Origin of the sequence: Pseudomonas sp. SMN11 (assembly GCF_052041945.1) — a bacterium.
Lineage (GTDB): Bacteria > Pseudomonadota > Gammaproteobacteria > Pseudomonadales > Pseudomonadaceae > Aquipseudomonas.
Genome location: NZ_JBKGGW010000005.1, coordinates 15,804 through 34,041 on the forward strand (window position 1 = coordinate 15,804; position 18,238 = coordinate 34,041).

Here is an 18,238-nt window from a genome sequence, read left to right on the forward strand (position 1 = left end):
GCAGTCTCTGGAGGTTCGGCATGAACGATGTGCTCTGGCGCCCCTCCACGGCGCAGATCAAAGCCAGCCGGATGGATGCCTTCCGCCGTCGGGTGAACCTGCGCTACAACCTGCAGCTCAATGACTACGCGGCCTTGCACCGCTGGAGCATCGAGCAGCGCCCGGCCTTCTGGCAAACCCTTGCCGACTATTTCCACGTCGCCTGGCATACCCCTGCCAATCAGGTCCTGAGCGAAGGCGTGCAGATGCCTGACGCTCGCTGGTTCAGTGGGGCCACCCTGAATTTCGCCGAACACCTGCTGCGCCGTCGTGACGACCGGCCTGCGGTAGTTTCCGTGCGCGAAGATGGCCAGCGCACGGTGTTCACCCATACCCAACTGGCCGCCGAAGTCGCGGGCCTGCAGAAAGCGTTCAGGGCAGCTGGCATCGAACCCGGTGACCGTATCGCGGCAGTCATGCCCAATACCTGGCAAACCCTGGTGGCAATGCTTGCCTGCACCAGTCTGGGTGCGGTGTGGTCGACGTCTTCGCCGGAGTTCGGACTGCACGGCATCATCGACCGGTTCGGCCAGATCGAACCGAAACTGCTGCTGGTCTGCGCCGGTTATCAATACGCCGGCAAATCGATCGACCAGGTCGACAAGATCAACCAGGTTTGCGCCCAGTTGCCGAGACTGCAGCAGCTGATCGTGGTGCCCTATACCCGCCCGGACACCCAAGCATGTGAATTCACCGCCGCCAAGGTCAGCCTGTGGGATGACTTCTACCAGCCCGGCGGCGAACCTGTGTTTGCCTCGCTGCCGTTCGACCACCCGTTGTACATTCTCTATTCCAGCGGCACTACAGGCGTGCCCAAGTGCATCGTCCACCGTGCCGGTGGCCTGCTGCTGCAACACCTCAAGGAACACGGCCTGCACAACGACCTGAAGGCCGACGACGTGCTGTTCTACTACACCACCTGTGGCTGGATGATGTGGAACTGGCTGGCGAGCGGCCTGGCCGTCGGTGCGACGTTGGTGCTGTACGACGGCTCACCGTTCTACCCTGGCCCCGAGCGTCTGCTCGACCTGATCGACGCCGAACGCATCCAGGCCTTCGGCACCAGTGCCAAGTACCTGGCCGCGCTGGAGCAGCAAGGCCTGGAGCCCGCTCGCAGTCATCGCCTGGACGGCTTGCGGCTGATCCTGTCCACCGGTTCGCCCTTGTCGCCACACAGCTACGATTACGTTTACAGCAAGATCAAGGCCGACCTGTGCCTGGCTTCGATGTCCGGTGGCACCGATATCGTCTCGTGCTTCGTGCTCGGCAACCCGACCCTGCCGGTGCGCCGTGGCGAGATGGCTAGCAAGGGCCTGGGCATGGCCGTGGAGGTGTGGAACGAACAGGGCCAGCCGGTACTCGATGAAAAAGGCGAGCTGGTCTGCATCCGCAACTTTCCGTCGATGCCCCTGGGCTTCTGGAACGACAGCGACGGCAGCCGTTACCACGACGCCTATTTCAGCATGTTCCCCGGGGTCTGGGCGCAGGGCGACTACGCCGAACAGCGCAGCAGCGGCGGCCTGCTGATCCATGGCCGCTCAGACGCCGTGCTCAACCCAGGCGGCGTGCGCATCGGCACGGCAGAGATCTACCGCCAGGTGGAAAAGGTCGAAGAGGTGCTGGAAAGCGTGGCCATCGGCCAGGCCTGGCACGGTGATGTGCGCGTGGTGCTGTTCGTGCGCCTGCGCGATGGCCTGCAACTGGACGACGCCCTGCGCCAACGCATTCGCCAGGTGATCCGCCAGTACACCACGCCGCGCCATGTGCCGGCGGTGATCGCCCAGGTCACCGATATCCCGCGCACCATCAGCGGCAAGCTGGTGGAACTGGCCATCCGCAACGTGGTGCACGGGCTGCCGGTGAAAAATACCGACGCCCTGGCCAACCCGCAGGCGCTGGAGCAGTTTCGTGACCGCACGGAGCTGCGCGATCAGGCATAATGGCGCCTTTTTTGCCCCGAAGCACAGGTGTATCCATGAAAGCTCAAGCCCGCCATATCCTGGTCAAGACCGCTGACGAAGCCGAAAAGCTCAAGCAGCGCATCGCCAACGGCGAGGCCTTCGACGTGCTGGCGAAGAAGTTCTCCACCTGCCCGTCGGGCAAGCGCGGTGGTGACCTGGGCGAAGTGCGCCCTGGCCAGCTGGTGGGCGCGATCGACCAGGTGATCTTCAAGAAACCCCTGCGGGTGGTTCACGGGCCGATCAAGAGCAAGTTCGGCTACCACCTGGTGCAAACCTTCTATCGCGATTGATAGCCACGGGCCACCTAGCATTTTTGCCAGTTGTCCCGTTTTCACGCATTGCATACAACTCCGGCAGGGCCGAAGCGGCACTTAAGATGCCGCTTCAGGTAGTGGTCCCACTAATGGACACGGAGACCTGCCTATGCGCTGCCCTCGCCTGCTGCTGCCTGCTGTCTTTCCCCTCCTTGCCCTACCGCTGATCGTTCACGCGCAAGCCTTGCGGGTTTCGCCTGGCGACAATCTTGGCGCCGTCGTACAGACCCCGGCTATTGATGATTTCAGAATGACCGGCGGAACGATTCAGTCACTCAACCAAGGACAAGGCTACGACACGTTCTACATGTCCGGCGGGAGGATCGTCGGCGCATTCGAGGACGGCGACAGTGCAATCTTCGCCGGCGGACGAATTGGCCGTGTCGACCTCAAGCTGGCCGACAACTACTTTGAAATGTCCCAGGACCTTGGTGTCGACACCTTGATCGATGGCAACCTGGTCAGCGGTTTCGGCAACGACACCATCATCCTTCGTGGCGGCACCATCGGCGGTAACATCAGCACCAGTGGCGGTACCGACGACATCACCATCAGCGGCGGCCTGTTGAAAGGCAATGTACTGGCCAGCGCAGGTGATGACCTCTTCACCTGGACTGGCGGCCGCATAGGCGGCAACGTCGATATGGGCCCAGGTGATGACCACGCAAGCATCGTTGGCCTCGACGCCAGCACGCGGGTCGCTGAACTGGACGGCGGCCGCGGCAACGACAGCCTGGTATTCGAGAACAGTCAGATCAATGGCGGGGCCCGGTATGTAAACTGGGAAGCAATCGGCCTGTTCGAAAACAGCCACCTCACACTGGACGACACCTTGACCCTTGGCGACGGCACCGTTGAGCAACCTGGTAGCGGCACAGGCGTCCTGCTCATCGATGACAGCAGCACACTGGTTTCCCGCCACGGGATCATAATGCCCATCAGCCAAGGGCAAAATGCGACGCTAAACAATGCTGGTACCATTGACCTCAGCAGCGGTAATGATGCACAGGGCAGATTGACGGTGAAAGGCAACTACGTGGGGGAAAATGGCCTGCTGCGCGTAAACAGTGTACTCGCGGGGGACGATGCAGCATCCGACCGGCTGGTGGTCAGCCAGGGCAGCATCAGCGGCAGCACGCGTCTGGAGGTGAACAATCTGGGTGGCGCGGGTGCCACCACGAACCAGAACGGCATCCAGGTCGTTGAAACCCGCAACGGCGCCACCAGCACCGCCACGGCCTTTGTTCAGACCCAGACGCTGTCGGTGGGTGCCTATGACTACCGACTGTTCAAAGGCGGTGTGACGGCTGGCAGCGAAAACAGCTGGTATCTGCGCTCGACGCTGGTCGCGCCGCCCGCTCCGGCCCCTGTAACACAGCCCGGGGAACCGACGCAGCCAACGGAACCGGGCGAGCCACTTGTGATTGCCCCGGCCGTCACCCCGCCTGTCGCGGCGCCAGCTCCCGGCCAGCTCGACCTGCCAGCTCCGGTGCAAGGCGAAAGCCTGCCGCTGTATCGCCCGGAAGTGCCGGTCTATGCCGCAGCCTCAAGGGGCGCCGCCATCATCGCTCGCCTGGCACTGGGCACCTTCCATCAGCGCCAGGGTGACCAGCAATTGCTGAAGGGCGACGGCGCCCTGCCCGCCAGCTGGGGCCAGGTCTACGGCGGCGCGCTGCGCCAGCAATGGAGCGGCACCGTCAGCCCGAGCCTGGACGGTAACCTGTATGGTTTCAAGGTGGGCCAGGACCTGTATGCCAAGGTAAGCGATGAGGGCTATCGCCAGCATCTGGGCCTGTATGTCAGCCACAGTCGGCTGGACGCCGACGTCAAAGGCTTCGCGTTGGCCGTGAAGGACCGCAGCGTGGGTGATCTCAAGCTTTATGGCGACAGTGTCGGCGGCTACTGGACGCTGGTGGGTCCACAAGGCTGGTACCTCGACGGCGTGCTGCAATACACCAGGCTCAATGGCCGCGCCCGCTCCGACCGCGGCGGCAAACTGAACATCGACGGCCATGCCTGGACCGCCTCGCTGGAGTCCGGCTACCCGATCAGCCTGTCCGAGCGCTGGGTTCTGGAGCCACAAGCCCAGCTGATTGCCCAGAAAGTCTCGCTCGACAGCGCCAACGACAGCGTCTCGCACATTAGCCATGATGCCCAGGTCGAGCTGACCGGTCGGCTCGGCGTGCGCCTGGAAGGCGCCTATAAGGCAAGCAGCGTGCGCCTGCTGCAATCCTATGCGCAACTGAACCTGTGGCACGGCAATGGCGGTCGCGACACCTTGACTTTCGATGGGATAGACAAGATCAAGACCGACTACCGCTACACCTCGCTGCAGTTCGAGACCGGCCTGGTCGCCCAGGTCAGCGAGGCACTGAGCCTGCACGGCGGTGTGCAGTACTCAACCAACCTCGACAGCCGCCAGCAGGAGGCCAGCGGGGTGAACCTGGGCGTGCGCTGGCAGTTCTAGCGCCGCGCCGCCAGCAGGCCGAGGCCGGCGCAACCGAGCAGCGAGGCGCTGACCCGGTTGAACAGCCGGCGTGGCCCGGGCTGGCTGAACCAGCGTTGCATATAGGCGCCCAGGCCCGAGTAGATGGCGATCGCCGCCCATTCCAGCAACAGGAACAGCACGCCGAGCCAGAGGAACTGCTCGCTCACCGGCGTGGTGCTGCCAACCGAAACGAACTGCGGCAGAAAGGCGGTGAAGATCAGGATGGCTTTCGGGTTGCCCGCCGCCACCCAGAATTCCTGGCGTGCCAGGCGCCACGTGCCGCGGGGGTGATCGCTGGCCACCACGGCCTCGCCGACCGGGGCGCGCCACAGCTGCCAGGCGATGTAGAACAGATACGCCGCGCCCACCACCTTGATTGCCAGGAACAGGTACTCGCAGGTGTGCAGCACTACCGCCAGGCCCATGGCGGCCAGGGCGATCATGCCGCTGAAGGCGAGAATCCGCCCGCCACCGGCCACGCAGGCAGTGCGCAGGCCGTAGCGGCTGGCGTTGTGCAGCGACAACAGGTTGTTCGGCCCCGGTGCCATGTTCAATGCGAAGCAGGCGGGGATGAATAGCAGCAGGCTCGACAGGTCCATTTTGTTCTCCAGGCAATCAGCCGCTACTGTCGATGCCGTGAAGGGGCCGGGTCAAGGTACAGCCACCGGCAAAAACTGTACGGTCGCTCGCCTGCCGCTGCTAAGCTGCCCGCCTGATCGAGGACCCTGTCATGCCCACTGCCCGCTCCCAGCTCTGGCGCAACCCGGCACTGCCTTGGGTGGAAAGCCGCCGCGCCTGCCATAGCCGCGCCTGCTACAAGGCGCACAGTCACCCGACCTTCTCCATCGGCGCAGTGGATGCCGGCAGCAGCTGCTTCAGCGGGGCTGGCGAAGGGCAGGAGCGCCTGACGCCGGGCACCCTGGTGCTAGTACCGGCGCAGCGGGTACATGCCTGCAACCCCGAACCCGGCCTGGCCTGGAGTTACCAGATGCTGCATGTGGACGCCAGCTGGCTGGCACAGCTGCGTCTGGAATCAGGGCTCGAAGCGGCCAGGCCCGGTGCCCCTGCGCGGATCAGCCGGGAACCGGCGCTGTACCGTGAATTCTGCGCGCTGAACGACCTGCTCTTCTCTGCTGCCTCCCTCAGTGAGAAGGAAGCAGCGCTGGTGGCATTCCTCGGCGATCACGACTTTTCGGCACAACCGGCATCACTGGCGGCCCCCGCACCGGTGCTGGGAATGCCAACCTTGCGAGGGCTGATCGAACACATCGAAGCGCAAGACCTGGCGCAGCTGAGCCTCGAATGCCTGGCCAGGCAGGCGGGCCTTGGCCGCTATCAGTTGATCCGGGCGTTTCGCGCCGCCACCGGACTGACACCCCATGCCTATCTGCTCAACGCACGGGTCAACCGTGGCCGACAGCTACTGCGTGATGGGCTGGCGTTGGCCGAGGTTGCCTACCAGTTAGGCTTTGCCGACCAAAGCCACTTCCAGCGAGTGTTCAAAGCCCATGTTGGGGTCACGCCGGGGCAGTACCGGCAGGCGCAATAATCTTCAATACCTGCGCCAGGGCAGCCTCCAGACTGCGGCTTTGCTACCGAGAAAGCCCACCATGGAGCAGTTCCTGATCGTCGCCCTCGCCCACTTCCTCGCCCTGCTGTCTCCCGGCCCGGACTTTTTCCTGGTGGCCCGCACCTCGGTAGCCTCAGGTTGGCGCGTTGCCAGTGGCGCCTGCCTGGGCATCGCCCTGGCCAATGGCCTGTTCATTGCCATGGCCTTTGCCGGCCTGGCCATCCTGCGCGAAGGCAGTGCACTGTTTATCACCCTGCAACTGGCCGGTGCCGGCTATCTGCTGTACATCGGCCTGCTGTTCGTGCGCCATGCCGGTAAGAGCGAGCTGACAAGCGTTGCTGGCCAAGGCGCGATCAAGGGTTGGTGGCGCGGCACGGGCATGGGTTTTCTGTCTGGGGCGCTGAACCCGAAGAACGCTTTGTTCTACGCCAGCCTTGCCGGCATGGTGGCCAGCAGCAGCGCCGGCTGGAAGTGGCTGTACAGCGCCTGGATGTTCAGCATCGTACTGCTGTGGGACCTGCTGGTGGCCGCAGCCATCGGCAATCAACGCCTGCTGCGGCGTTTCGCCCGCGCCCTGCCGTGGCTGGAACGGGCTTCCGGGGTCATGCTGATGGTGCTGGCGGTGGCGCTGTTGATTCATCTGCTGCCGGGCTGACCAGGCGCAGGCGGGCGAGCTCCATCAGGCTGAAATGGCCACTAGCCCAGCCGCCGGTATCCAGATGCCAGACGTTGCCCAGCTGCTTGGCCCGCAACACGGGTGTATGCCCTACCAGCAAGGCCCGCAGCCCTGCCACACCCTCGGTATTGCCGTCCTTCAGTCGTTGACGCGACCACTGGCAAACCTCGCGAACGCCCGCGTCGTCATCGAACAGCAGGCTATCGCGCAATGCATGCCAGTCGTTAAAGGGGCTGTCGGCATGCAATAGGCCGATCAGGCCGGCTTCCGTTTGCACTTCCATGGCAATCGGCAGCTGCAGGAACTGCTCGACGAAGACCGCCTGCCTGTCCGGGGGCATATCGATGAACCAGCCACCGCCTGCGGCACGGTACATCTCCAGATCCAGGCGCCCGCCACGCAGGCAGGTGATCGCCAGCGACTCGTGATTGCCTTGCACCGCATGGAACCAGGCCTGCTCCAGCCACCACAGGCATTCTTCGCTGTGCGGCCCGCGGTCGACCAGGTCGCCGACGCTGAACAGGCGGTCCACTGCCGGGTCGAAACCTGCTGCGTCCAGGCACTCCTCAAGCCGCCGGAAATGCCCGTGGATATCGCCCACGGCCAGGTCGCGCCCCTTGCTGTTGGCGGCTACCCGCCGAAACCGGCTCATTACAATGTTCCTCTGCTGGCGCGCTGCGTCCGGCGTAAAATGGAGCGACACGCAGCCCGCCCCGGAGGTGCATCATGCGTAACGCTCTCGTGTGTGCCGTGCTCATGGCGCTGTCATTCAACAGCATGGCACAAGGCACCCCGCCTGGGCAGGTCGAGGTGCGTTTCGACCACCCGGAAAAATTTCGCGACGCCAGCCTCGATGGCCCTGGCTATGACCGCGGCGCCGACGCCTACGTGATGAAGAGCCTCACCGAGTACCTGCAGAAACTCGGCCAGCGCTACCTGAAGCCCGACCAGCAGCTGGTCATCGACATACGCGACATCGACCTGGCCGGCCGTTATGAGCCATGGCACAGCCAGGCCTACGATGTGCGCTTCATGCATGACATCACCTGGCCGACCATCGACCTCAGCTACACCCTGCGCCAGCCGGGCAAGCCCGACCAGCAGGCCCAGGAGCGGGTCAGTGACAAGATGTACCTGAGCCGCCCAGGCCGGGCCGCCCACAGCAGTGACCGCCTGTACGCGGAAAAGGCCATGCTCGACGACTGGTTCCGCCAGCGCTTCGGGCCGCATTCGATGTCCTGACGCAACCCTTTGCTGGTGCAGGCGCGGGTGTCGGGGGTATGCTCGGCCATTCGACCTGTACCAGGGAAGGAACGCACCATGAAACTCTGTGCCGTACAACTGGCGTCGCGCAAAGGCGACCTGGCGGGCAACCTCGCCCGCCATATGCGCTGTATCGAGCAAGCCGCGGCATTGGGCGCCGAGCTGGTGGTGTTCCCGGAACTGTCGTTGACCGGTTACGAACCGACCGTGGCGCGCCAGGTGGCCCTGCCGATGACCTCTGCCCGCCTTGAGCCCTTGCAGGTGCTTTGTGACCAGCTGGCAATCAGCGTGGCCGTGGGGCTGCCATTGCCGACCGCCGAGGGCATTCGCATCGGCATGCCCATCCTGCGCCCAGGCCTGCCGCCCCTGGCCTATGCCAAGCAGCGCCTGCATGACGATGAACTGCCGTTCTTCACCCGTGGAGACCAACCCCTGGTGTTTGAATCGGGGACGCTGCAGATCGCCCCGGCCATCTGCTATGAATCGATGTTCATCGAACATGCCGCCCAAGCCCATGCACTGGGTGCCGAGCTGTATCTGGTCAGCGTGGCCAAGACCGCCAAAGGCATACGCGAAGGCAACGAGCATTACCCTGAGGTGGCGCGCACCTTGGGCATTCCGGTGCTGATGGCCAATTGCGTCGGGCCGGCCGACAACTTCATCGGTGCCGGCGGCTCCGCAGCCTGGGACAGCCAGGGCAACCTGCTGGCAGCGCTGGATGACAAGGCCGAAGGCCTGATCTTGCTGGATACCGCCAGCAACATCGCGCTCGGCGTGCCGCTGGACATGCCTGAGGCATGAAATTTCTGCTGTCGACGCTGTTCAGTTATGCCTTCACCTACTACGTGGTCGGGTTGCTGATCCAGGGCCAGCTGGCTGAGATTGCCGAGGGTTTGCGGCACCGGCCCGATGCACCGACGCCAGGGGAGTACCTGCGCGAGGTACGGCCGCATGCACAGCGTGCACGACGCCAGTACACATTGATTGCAGGGTCTGTGCTAGCGCTGGTCCTGTGCCTGCTGGTGAGCTGGGTCAGCTGAGTAGCCTCTCCCGCGAACAGGCCGGTACAGGTATCTCAAAGGTCCAGGGCCAGGCTCTGCCGCCCTTCCAATGCCAGCAGATACTGCTTGGCTGGCAAGCCCCCGGCAAACCCGGTCAGGCTCCCGGACGCGCCGATCACCCGGTGGCAAGGAGCAATGATCGAGATCGGATTGCGCCCGTTGGCTGCACCCACCGCCCGTACGGCACTGGGGTTGCCGATCTGCCGGGCGATGTCGCTGTAGCTGCGGGTCTCGCCAAAGGGAATGGTCAGCAAGGCCGCCCACACCTGGCGCTGGAATTCGGTGCCGGCAAAGTCCAGCGCCAGCTCGAAGCGCTGGCGCGTGCCGGCGAAGTACTCGCCCAGCTGGCGCGCCGTTTCGCGCAGCGTCGGGTGGCGATCATCGCGGTGCAGCTCGCCAAGCCGCACGCGGTTCTCGCGCTCCTCCTCCCACAGCACGGCGGCGAGTCGATCGCCGCGTGCCACCAGGGTCAGGGTGCCGACCGGAGACGGCATCAACGTAAAGGCGCTGGACATGTGAGTTTCCTACGGCAAACCAGTTTCAGCGCACTTTAACGTCGCCCGCCCCGCGCTGCATCCGCTTTCTTGCGCAGGTTATTCGGTGAGCAGCGACTGGCGGATCAGCTTCTTGTCGAGCTTGCCCACGCTGGTTTTCGGGATTTGCTCGACACACCGTATTTGCCGCGGAATAGCCCATTTGTTCAGCTGGCCACTGGCGACAAAAGGCTGCAGATGCTCGGCCAACACCGCCGCATCCAGTTGCCGACCCTCGCGGCAAACCAGCAGTGCCAGAGGCTGCTCGCCCCATTGCGGGTCCGGCACGCCGATCACCGCCACCGCCTCGACCGCCGGGTGCTGGCTGATCAGGCTTTCCAGTTCAACTGAGCTGATCCACTCGCCACCGGTCTTGATCACGTCCTTGATCCGGTCGCGAATACGCACCACTCCCCCGGCATCGACGCAAGCCAGGTCACCGGTGTGCAGCCAGCCACCGCGCCACAATGCGGTGCCCTGCTCCAGCTCCTTCAGGTAGCCCTGGGTCAACCAAGGCGCACGTACCACCACTTCACCCAGGTGTTCGCCATCGTGAGGCACGTCATTGCCTGCGTCATCGACGATACGCAAGTCCACCAGCACGATCGGCACGCCGGCATTGATGCGCAGCGGCACCTGCTCGGCCATGGGCAGCGCCAGGTCCTGCGCACTCAGGCGGGTGACACTGAGCAGCGGGCAGCTTTCCGACATGCCATAACCACAGTACACGTGAATGCCGCGGTGGCTGGCGCGCTGTGCCAGCCCCACAGTCAGCGCACTGCCGCCGAGCAGCATCTTCCAGCCGGCCAGGTCGGTGCGCCGGCCCTCGTCGCTGTCGAGCATCATCTGCAGCACGGTGGGCACACAGTGCGAGAAAGTCACGCCCTCTTCCCGATACAGCCGCACCAGGCGGTTGGGCTCGTAGCGCCCCGGATACACTTGTTTGATGCCCAGCGCCGTGGCCACATAAGGCACGCCCCAGGCATGCACATGGAACATCGGCGTGATCGGCATGTACACATCGCCTTCACGCAACAACGGCTCGCCGCCGCAGGCCGCCAGGGTCGCCTGCTCGGCCAGGGTGTGCAGCACCAGCTGGCGATGGCTGAAATACACACCCTTGGGCAGGCCGGTGGTACCGGTGGTGTAGAACAGCGTGGCCAGCGAGTGTTCGTCGAAGTCGGGGAAGTCGAAGCGGGTAGCCGCCGCGCCGAGCAGCGCTTCGTACTCGCCCAGCGTGGGCAGGGTCGGCTGGTCGCAAGCGCCACCGCTGAGGCGGATGAAGCCTTGCACGGTCGGCAGCTCCTCGCGCAGCTGCTCCATCAGCGGCAGAAAATCATCATGCACCAGCACCAGCCGGTCTTCGGCATGGTTCATGGTGTAGCGGACCTGCTCGGCGGACAACCGCACATTGACGGTGTGCAGCACCGCACCGAGCATCGGCACGGCGAAGAAGCACTCTAGGGCGCGGTGGCTGTCCCAATCAAGCAAGGCGACGGTGTCGCCAGGCCTGACACCGGCCTCGGTGAGCACATTGGCCAAGCGCTGGATGCGTTCGATCAGCGTCGTGTAGCTGTAGCGCAGCTTGTCGGCGTAGACGATTTCCTGGTTCGGCTGGTAGCGCACGCCCGACAACAGCAGGCGCTTGATCAACAGCGGGTAGCCATAGGCCTGTTCGGCGGCCGGCATGATACGGGTGGTGGTCATCGCGGCATCCTTCACAGCAGGTCGGCATCGAGCAGGTAAAGGCTGTGGCTACCCGCCTTGACGCTGGCATTCAGCGAGCGGGTGCGCGGCAGCAGGCGCGCGAAGTAGAAGCGCGCGGTGGCCAGCTTGCTCTGGTGGAACGGCTCGGGTTGCACCGTGTTCAGGGTGGCTTCGGCCATGCGCGCCCACAGGTAGGCATAGAGCGTGTAGCCGAACGCATGCAGGTATTCCACAGACGCAGCGCCAATCTCCTGGGGGTTGCCCTGGCCGCGATCAAGGACCCAGGCCGTCAGGTCATCGAGTTCATTCAGCGCCGCCAGCAGCGGCGTACCGAACTCGGCTGTCTGCGCCTCGGCGAAGGTGCGGATCTCTGTGGACAGCAGGCGATACGCCTGGCCGCCATCGCCCAGCAGCTTGCGCCCCACCAGGTCGAGGGCCTGGATGCCGTTGGCGCCTTCGTAGATCTGGGTAATGCGGCAATCGCGAATCAGCTGTTCCTGGCCCCATTCACGGATGTAACCGTGGCCACCGAATACCTGCTGGCCATGCACGGTGGTTTCCAGGCCCATATCGGTGAGGAAGGCCTTGGCCACCGGGGTCAGCAAGGCCACCCTGGCCTCGGCCAGGCGACGTTCGCCGGCATCCTCGCTGTACTTGGCCAGGTCCAGTTGCAGCGCCACGTAGGTGGAAAATGCCCGCCCGCCTTCGTTCAGGGCCTTCATGGTCAGCAGCATGCGCCGCACATCCGGGTGCACGACGATCGGGTCGGCGGCCTGCCCGGGCGCCTCGGCGCCGGTCGGGGCGTGGCCTTGCTGACGGTCGCGGGCATAGGCGATGGCGTTCTGGTAGGAGCGCTCGCCCAGGGCCAGGCCCTGGATACCCACGCCCAGGCGCTCGTAGTTCATCATGGTGAACATGGCATTGAGGCCATTGTTCGGTTCGCCGACCAGGTAACCGATGGCGCCGTCGAAGTTCATCACGCAGGTGGCCGAGGCCTTGATGCCCATCTTGTGCTCGATCGAGCCACAACTGACGGCATTGGCCTCGCCCAGCGCGCCATCATCGTCGACCAGCACTTTCGGCACCAGAAACAGGGAAATGCCCTTGGCCCCGGCAGGTGCGTCAGGCAAACGGGCCAGCACCAGATGGATGATGTTCTCGGTCAGGTCCTGCTCACCACCGGTGATGAAGATCTTGGTGCCGCTGACCCGGTAACGGCCATCGGCGGACGGTTCGGCACGGGTGCGCAGCAGACCCAGATCAGTACCGCAGTGCGGCTCGGTGAGGCACATCGAGCCCGTCCAGCGGCCTTCATACATCGGTGGCAGGTAACGGGCCTTGAGCGGTTCGCTGGCGTGATTGAGCAGTGACAGGCAGGCCCCTGCAGTGAGCATCGGGTACAGGCCGAACGACAGGTTGGCCGCGTTGAGCATCTCTTCGAGTTGGGCGCCGATCACTTTCGGCATGCCCATGCCGCCATATTCTGGCGCCCCGGCCACACCCACCCAGCCATCTTCGGCGAACGCCCGGTAGGCGTCGGCAAAACCATCCGGGGTGATTACGCGGCCGTTATCCCAACGGCAACCCTGTTCGTCACCACTGCGGTTGAGCGGCGCCACCACGCCGGCAATCAGCTTGCCGGCCTGTTCGAGCACGGCCCGGGCGGTATCGGCGTCGACCTGCTCTACCAGCGCCGGGGTCTGCGCCCACCAGGCCGGGATATCGAACACTTCGTTGAACAGGAAATCCATGTCGCGCAGTGGCGGAAGGTAATCAGACATGAGGCGAACACTCGGTTGCTTGGGTTGACGAACGTGGTGCGACACGGGCCCGGCGTGCCGCCGGGGCGCCTTCGCCACGCAGGAGGAAGTGCGACAGCGCCGGGATCAGCACCAGGGCGCCGAGCATGTTCCAGAGGAACATGAAGGTCAGCAGCAGGCCCATGTCGGCCTGGAACTTGATCGGCGACCAGGCCCAACCGACCACGCCGGCAGCCAGGGTGATGCCCACCAGCCCGACCACGCGCCCGGTAAAGGCCACGGCCCGCTTGTAGGCCTCGGCCAGCGGCAGGCCGGCACGCTGGTGATGCAGCTGCACGCTGAGCAGGTACAACGCATAGTCGACGCCAATGCCCACGCCGAGGGCGATCACCGGCAAGGTGGCGACCTTGACGCCGATGCCCAGGGCCACCATCAGCGCTTCGCACAGCAGCGAAGTGAGCATCAATGGCAGGACGGCCACCACGGTGGCGCGCCAGCTGCGGAAGGTGAACAGGCAGAACAAGGTAACTGCCAGGTACACCAGCAACAGCATGCGGTGGTTGGCCTCGCGCACGACGATATTGGTGGCGGCCTCGATACCGGCACTGCCAGCAGCCAGCAGGAACTGGTGATCCTCGCTACCGTTGGCCTGGGCGAAGCGCTCGGCGCTGGCGGTAACCTGCGCCAGGGTGTCAGCACGATGGTCCTTGAGATAAGCGATCACCGGCATCAGCGAACAATCGCTGTTGAACAGCTCCGGAGTGTTGACCGAGGCCTGCTGGGCCGCGTAGTTGAGCACATCCTGATTGCGCTGCAGGCTGTTGAGGCGCGGGTTGCCCTCGTAGGTACCGGCGGTGATCTGGCGCACCGCATTGGCCAGCGACAGCGTGGTCTGCACCCCGGGCAGTTGTTGCAACTCCCAGGCCAGGCGGTCGGCCAGCACCAGCGTCTGGTAGCGCAGGCAGCCTTCAGGGGGCGTCTTGACCATCACCGCGAAGGTGTCGCTGCTCAGCGCGTAGTGGCTGGTGATAAAGGCGTTGTCGCGGTTGTAGCGCGAGTCGGCGCGCAATTCCGGGGCACCGCTGTCGAGGTCGCCGATCTTCAGCTGCAGGCTGCCCCACACGCCGACGGCGGCAAGAACCACGGCTACCAGCAAGGCGCCCATGGCCCACTTGCGTTCGGTGAAGCGGTCGAGCAGGTCCCACAAGCGGCCAAAGCCACGGTGCTGCGCCGCACGGGCATCGATGTACAAGGCGCGCTCGGCAGCCTTGCGACCCACGCCGACATACGACAGCGCCACCGGCATCAGCAGCAGCGAGGTGAAGATCAGCACCGCCACGCCGATGCTGGCGGTGATGGCCAGGTCCTGGATCACCGGGATATCAATCAGCATCAGCACGGCAAAGCCTACCGCGTCCGCCAGCAGTGCGGTGACCCCGGCCACGAACAGGCGGCGGAAGGTGTAGCGAGCGGCGATCTGCCGGTGGGTGCCGCGGCCGATGTCCTGGAGGATGCCGTTCATCTTCTGCGCGGCGTGGGACACACCGATGGCGAAGATCAGGAACGGCACCAGGATCGAGTATGGGTCGATGGCATAGCCCAGCCAAGCGACGATGCCCAGCTGCCAGACCACTGCGGTCAGCGAACACAGCACCACCAGCAAGGTGCTGCGCACGCAGCGGGTGTACAGGTAGATGATCACCAGGCTGGTGAGCACGGCCAGGGCAAAGAACGCCATCACCTGGATCAACCCGTCGATCAGGTCGCCCATCAGCTTGGCGAAGCCGATCACGTGGATCTGGTACTGGCCGCTGGCCTGGTACTGGTGTCGCAGGTGTTCGAGCTTTTGCGAGAAGGCGTGGTAGTCGATGCCTTTGCCGGTGGCCGAGTCCTGGTCCAGCAGCGGCACGATCAGCATGCTCGACTTGAAGTCGCGGGCCACCAGGCTGCCGACGATGTTGGCGCGTTCGATGTTCTGCCGCAGTTGCTCGATGTCGGCGGCCGCGCCCTGGTAGCCGTCGGGCATCACCGGGCCGCCCTGGAAGCCGTCTTCGGTGACCTCGGTCCAGCGCACGGCCGGGCTCCACAACGATTTCATCCAGGCACGATCGACACCCTCACTGAGGAACAGCTCGTCGTTGATCTGGCGCAGGGTCTGCAGGTAGTCGGGGTCAAAGATGTCGCCGCGGGTGTTCTCCACCACCACCCGTACAGAGTTGCCCAGGCCGCGCAGTGACTGGCGGTTTGCCAGGTAGTTCTGGATGTAGGGGTGGCTCTGCGGCAGCATTTTCTCGAAGCTGGGGCGCAGCTCCAGGCGGGTCAGTGCCATGTAGCCGAGCACCAGAGTGGTCAGCAGCATGCACAGCACAAAGGCCAGGCGGTGGTTGAACACCAGGCGCTCCAGGCCGTTGCCCGAACGCGGGTCGAAGTCGGCGAGGTTTTGGATCACCGGCAGGGGGTCTTGGCGGATATCGGCCATCAGGGTCTTCTCTCGTCGAAGGTGCGCACGCCCCGCTCGCCCACCAGGACCAGGCCGCTACCGGCGTCGTCGGCAAGCGCGGTCACCGGGCCGCGGGTGGCTTGTGGCTGCAGGCTGAAGCTGGCGCCGCCGTCGCGGCTGAGCAGCAGGTCGCCGGCCTGGCTGGCCAGCCAGACATCGTCGCCTGGGCCAAGGCTGGCCGCCGTGAGGCTGGTCTTCACCTCAGTGCTGACCGGTTGCCATTGCTGGCCGCCGTCGCTGCTGCGGTAGGCATTGCCGCGCAAGCCATAGATCAACAGCAGCCCGGGTTTGCCGACGGCACCGAACAGGGTGCCGGCATACGGCGTCGGCACCTGGATGAAGCGTTCGCCTGCGGCATCCAGCTTGAGCAACAGGCCCTGCTCGCCGGTGATGTACAGCGCGTCACCAACCGGCGCCAGGCTGGTCAGGTGCAAACCTTGCGGGTTGTCGCTGTGATCCTGCCACGGCAACCAGTGCTGGCCACCGTCCTCGGTGCGCAGCAGCAAGTTGAACAGGCCCACTGCATAGCCGTGCTGGGCATCGCTGAACCACACATCGAGCAAGGTGCTGTCGGTGCCATCGGCCAGTTCACGGCCATCGAGCTGCTTTTGCCAGTGCTGGCCGCCGTCGCGGCTGTACAACACCACGCCGTCGTTGCCCACCGCCCAGCCATGCTCGGGCGTGGGGAAACTGACGGCATTGAGATCGGCGCTCACCGGCACCTGGGCTTGCTGCCAGTGCGCGCCATGGTCGTCGGAGTACAGGATGTGCCCACGCGGGCCCACCGCGACCAGGCGATCACCGGCCCGGGTCACATCTCGCAGCGCGCTGCTGGCGGCCAGTGCACTGGGCACGGCCGGCAAGTCCAGCACGTCGGTGAAGGGCGCAGCCTGGGCCGCGCCTTGCAGCGCAACACAGACCAGCATCGCCACGCTGCATCGTTTGAAAACAGACATTGCGAACCTCTGCGCGATGCGCTCAACGGATGCCGTTGCCGGCCAGCGATTCAGGCGACCACTGGGCCTTGGACAGCGGGTCGATGTAGCGGATGCCGCCATAGGCACCGACCACGCCGTTGAGGTTGTAGGTGCCGCCGACCAGGTCGTAGATCATGAACGGCGTGGCATCGGGGGTCTGCTTGTCGTAGCTCTGGGTGAGGAAGGCGAACGAGCCACGGTATAGCTGGCCGCGGGCGTCATACTGGTCGGAGGCCAGGGCCACCCAGCTGTCTTCGTCGAGGTAGAAGCGGCGCTTGTGGTAGATGTGCCGCGCACCGTCCTTGAGCTTGCCTTCCACTACCCACACGCGGTGTTTTTCCCAGCGCACGAACTGCGGGGCGAGGTGGTTGGGGGTGGTCAGCTGCTTGACGTCGGTGTTGTAGGTCAGCTGGTAGGTGTTGTACGGCACGTACATTTCCTGCTTGCCGACCAGGGTCCAGTCGTAGCGGTCGAGGGCGCCGTTGAAGACGAACACGTCATCGTAGGTGCCAGATCCCGAGGTCCCCGGGTTGGGCGTGTCATAGGCCAGGTTCGGCGCCAGCTTGACCCGCCGCTGGCCAGGCAGGTACTGCCAGGCGCTGCGTGGCTGCACCAGCGGGTTGGCAGCATCGCGCAGCATCATCGCTTCGCCGGCTCGGCGGGCGGGGCCGGTGTACACCAGTTTCATCTGGTAGTACGTGTCCTTGGCGCCGATCGGCTTGTTCATGTCTTCGTAGATCGGGTAGCTGATGTTGGCCTGGCCGGTGGTCGACAGCGACGGCTTGCCGGCAGCGTCGACGTTCCACGAATCGTACTTGGCGGTCATGCTCACGCCTTGGTAGCGCAGCAGGAAGTTCCACATTGCCTCGGCGCCGTTCTGCGGGATCGGGAACGGGATGCCCGGCAGCACGTTGTCCACCGCGGTGCCGCCTTCCTGGCTCCTGGCGCCGGTGGCGTTCTTCAGGGTGTTGTCCAGCACCGCCTGGGGCAGCGCCACGCTGCGGTGGGTCGGGTAGACATCGACGCGCATGGTCGGGAAGCGCTTGAGCAGTTCAAGGGTGGTGGCCGTCAGCTGGCCCTTGTACTGCTCGGCGTTCTTGCCATCGATGACCAGCAGCGGTTTCTCGCTGGCGAACGGGTCGGGACGCATGCTGGCGCCGCTCTGGAAGCTGGCCGGCGGCGTCTGCAGGCCGCCCTGGTAGGCCGGGATCGAGCCATCGGCATTGGCGGCCTTTTCCGCGCCCAGGGTGGTCAGGCTCTTGCCCAGCCTGGCAGCCTGGTCAGGGGGTACGGCGGCGTGGGCGGCGTTGAGGGCAGCCAGCGACAGGCAGGTGGCCAACAGGGTTTTCACGTGGTTCATGATTGTTGTTTTCCTGTGAAGTCTGTGGG

General features: G+C 64.7%; 16 protein-coding genes. 8 read left to right on the forward strand and 8 right to left on the reverse strand.

Annotated features, from left to right (window positions below; all coding sequences use genetic code 11):
* Positions 1-20 precede the first annotated feature (20 nt).
* The 3 genes from ACLEJU_RS06980 (at position 21) to ACLEJU_RS06990 (ending at position 4,781) form a co-directional block, all read left to right on the forward strand.
* Positions 21-1,979 (forward strand): acetoacetate--CoA ligase, encoded by a 1,959-nt coding sequence (locus ACLEJU_RS06980; protein WP_435424247.1) that lies wholly within the window; start codon positions 21-23, stop codon positions 1,977-1,979.
* Positions 1,980-2,014: 35 nt separating this feature from the next.
* On the forward strand, positions 2,015-2,290 hold the full coding sequence (locus ACLEJU_RS06985) for a peptidylprolyl isomerase (protein WP_008095636.1): 276 nt from the start codon (positions 2,015-2,017) through the stop codon (positions 2,288-2,290).
* Positions 2,291-2,423: 133 nt separating this feature from the next.
* The gene (locus ACLEJU_RS06990) at positions 2,424-4,781 is read left to right on the forward strand and encodes an autotransporter outer membrane beta-barrel domain-containing protein (protein ID WP_435424246.1); all 2,358 of its coding nucleotides are present in this window, start codon (positions 2,424-2,426) and stop codon (positions 4,779-4,781) included.
* Here the strand turns inward: ACLEJU_RS06990 and ACLEJU_RS06995 are convergent.
* Entirely contained in the window at positions 4,778-5,401 is a 624-nt protein-coding gene (locus ACLEJU_RS06995; RefSeq protein ID WP_435424245.1) for a LysE family translocator, read from the reverse strand. The genes ACLEJU_RS06990 and ACLEJU_RS06995 overlap by 4 nt on opposite strands.
* Positions 5,402-5,532: 131 nt before the next feature.
* On the opposite strand from ACLEJU_RS06995, the gene ACLEJU_RS07000 reads away from it, so the two are divergent.
* Complete coding sequence (locus ACLEJU_RS07000; protein ID WP_435424244.1) at positions 5,533-6,351, forward strand: helix-turn-helix domain-containing protein; 819 nt, start codon at positions 5,533-5,535, stop codon at positions 6,349-6,351.
* A gap of 61 nt (positions 6,352-6,412) precedes the next feature.
* Entirely contained in the window at positions 6,413-7,027 is a 615-nt protein-coding gene (locus tag ACLEJU_RS07005) for a LysE family translocator (protein ID WP_435424243.1), read from the forward strand.
* On the opposite strand, the gene ACLEJU_RS07010 is transcribed toward ACLEJU_RS07005, so the two are convergent.
* Positions 6,975-7,700 (reverse strand): metallophosphoesterase, encoded by a 726-nt coding sequence (locus ACLEJU_RS07010; protein WP_435424242.1) that lies wholly within the window; start codon positions 7,698-7,700, stop codon positions 6,975-6,977. The two genes, ACLEJU_RS07005 and ACLEJU_RS07010, sit on opposite strands and share 53 nt — an antisense overlap.
* Positions 7,701-7,774: 74 nt before the next feature.
* On the opposite strand from ACLEJU_RS07010, the gene ACLEJU_RS07015 reads away from it, so the two are divergent.
* The 3 genes from ACLEJU_RS07015 to ACLEJU_RS07025 all read left to right on the forward strand — a co-directional run bounded on the left by ACLEJU_RS07015 (position 7,775) and on the right by ACLEJU_RS07025 (position 9,351).
* Positions 7,775-8,290: a DUF3016 domain-containing protein gene (locus ACLEJU_RS07015; protein ID WP_435424241.1), complete on the forward strand. Its 516-nt coding sequence runs from the start codon at positions 7,775-7,777 to the stop codon at positions 8,288-8,290.
* 78 nt (positions 8,291-8,368) lie between these two features.
* Positions 8,369-9,112 (forward strand): carbon-nitrogen hydrolase family protein, encoded by a 744-nt coding sequence (locus ACLEJU_RS07020; RefSeq protein ID WP_435424240.1) that lies wholly within the window; start codon positions 8,369-8,371, stop codon positions 9,110-9,112.
* Positions 9,109-9,351, forward strand: coding sequence for a hypothetical protein (locus ACLEJU_RS07025; protein WP_435424239.1), 243 nt, complete (start codon positions 9,109-9,111; stop codon positions 9,349-9,351). Before ACLEJU_RS07020 ends, ACLEJU_RS07025 begins: the two co-directional genes overlap by 4 nt.
* A 35-nt stretch (positions 9,352-9,386) precedes the next feature.
* Here the strand turns inward: ACLEJU_RS07025 and ACLEJU_RS07030 are convergent, their stop codons facing one another.
* From ACLEJU_RS07030 to ACLEJU_RS07055, 6 genes are all read right to left on the reverse strand, one after another.
* Positions 9,387-9,887 carry a methylated-DNA--[protein]-cysteine S-methyltransferase gene (locus ACLEJU_RS07030; RefSeq protein ID WP_435424238.1) on the reverse strand — a complete coding sequence of 167 codons (501 nt, stop codon included), beginning with the start codon at positions 9,885-9,887 and terminating at the stop codon, positions 9,387-9,389.
* 78 nt (positions 9,888-9,965) lie between these two features.
* Complete coding sequence (locus tag ACLEJU_RS07035) at positions 9,966-11,612, reverse strand: fatty acid--CoA ligase (protein ID WP_435424237.1); 1,647 nt, start codon at positions 11,610-11,612, stop codon at positions 9,966-9,968.
* 11 nt (positions 11,613-11,623) lie between these two features.
* The gene (locus ACLEJU_RS07040) at positions 11,624-13,393 is read right to left on the reverse strand and encodes an acyl-CoA dehydrogenase C-terminal domain-containing protein (protein WP_435424236.1); all 1,770 of its coding nucleotides are present in this window, start codon (positions 13,391-13,393) and stop codon (positions 11,624-11,626) included.
* Positions 13,386-15,851: an efflux RND transporter permease subunit gene (locus ACLEJU_RS07045; RefSeq protein ID WP_435424235.1), complete on the reverse strand. Its 2,466-nt coding sequence runs from the start codon at positions 15,849-15,851 to the stop codon at positions 13,386-13,388. The genes ACLEJU_RS07040 and ACLEJU_RS07045 overlap by 8 nt, the downstream gene beginning before the upstream one ends.
* Positions 15,851-16,828, reverse strand: coding sequence for a WD40/YVTN/BNR-like repeat-containing protein (locus tag ACLEJU_RS07050; RefSeq protein WP_435424234.1), 978 nt, complete (start codon positions 16,826-16,828; stop codon positions 15,851-15,853). Before ACLEJU_RS07050 ends, ACLEJU_RS07045 begins: the two co-directional genes overlap by 1 nt.
* A 22-nt stretch (positions 16,829-16,850) precedes the next feature.
* Entirely contained in the window at positions 16,851-18,209 is a 1,359-nt protein-coding gene (locus tag ACLEJU_RS07055; protein WP_435424233.1) for a DUF1329 domain-containing protein, read from the reverse strand.
* Positions 18,210-18,238 lie beyond the last annotated feature (29 nt).

Bases quoted from the DNA above. Each gene is read 5' to 3' on its own strand.
- ACLEJU_RS06995 (WP_435424245.1), bottom strand. From the start codon at position 5,401: ATGGACCTGTCGAGCCTGCTGCTATTCATCCCCGCCTGCTTCGCATTG.
- ACLEJU_RS07020 (WP_435424240.1), top strand. From the start codon at position 8,369: ATGAAACTCTGTGCCGTACAACTGGCGTCGCGCAAAGGCGACCTGGCG.
- ACLEJU_RS07055 (WP_435424233.1), bottom strand. From the start codon at position 18,209: ATGAACCACGTGAAAACCCTGTTGGCCACCTGCCTGTCGCTGGCTGCC.
- ACLEJU_RS07040 (WP_435424236.1), bottom strand. From the start codon at position 13,393: ATGTCTGATTACCTTCCGCCACTGCGCGACATGGATTTCCTGTTCAAC.
- ACLEJU_RS06990 (WP_435424246.1), top strand. From the start codon at position 2,424: ATGCGCTGCCCTCGCCTGCTGCTGCCTGCTGTCTTTCCCCTCCTTGCC.
- ACLEJU_RS07005 (WP_435424243.1), top strand. From the start codon at position 6,413: ATGGAGCAGTTCCTGATCGTCGCCCTCGCCCACTTCCTCGCCCTGCTG.
- ACLEJU_RS06980 (WP_435424247.1), top strand. From the start codon at position 21: ATGAACGATGTGCTCTGGCGCCCCTCCACGGCGCAGATCAAAGCCAGC.
- ACLEJU_RS06985 (WP_008095636.1), top strand. From the start codon at position 2,015: ATGAAAGCTCAAGCCCGCCATATCCTGGTCAAGACCGCTGACGAAGCC.
- ACLEJU_RS07045 (WP_435424235.1), bottom strand. From the start codon at position 15,851: ATGGCCGATATCCGCCAAGACCCCCTGCCGGTGATCCAAAACCTCGCC.
- ACLEJU_RS07025 (WP_435424239.1), top strand. From the start codon at position 9,109: ATGAAATTTCTGCTGTCGACGCTGTTCAGTTATGCCTTCACCTACTAC.
- ACLEJU_RS07000 (WP_435424244.1), top strand. From the start codon at position 5,533: ATGCCCACTGCCCGCTCCCAGCTCTGGCGCAACCCGGCACTGCCTTGG.
- ACLEJU_RS07015 (WP_435424241.1), top strand. From the start codon at position 7,775: ATGCGTAACGCTCTCGTGTGTGCCGTGCTCATGGCGCTGTCATTCAAC.
- ACLEJU_RS07050 (WP_435424234.1), bottom strand. From the start codon at position 16,828: ATGTCTGTTTTCAAACGATGCAGCGTGGCGATGCTGGTCTGTGTTGCG.
- ACLEJU_RS07030 (WP_435424238.1), bottom strand. From the start codon at position 9,887: ATGTCCAGCGCCTTTACGTTGATGCCGTCTCCGGTCGGCACCCTGACC.
- ACLEJU_RS07010 (WP_435424242.1), bottom strand. From the start codon at position 7,700: ATGAGCCGGTTTCGGCGGGTAGCCGCCAACAGCAAGGGGCGCGACCTG.
- ACLEJU_RS07035 (WP_435424237.1), bottom strand. From the start codon at position 11,612: ATGACCACCACCCGTATCATGCCGGCCGCCGAACAGGCCTATGGCTAC.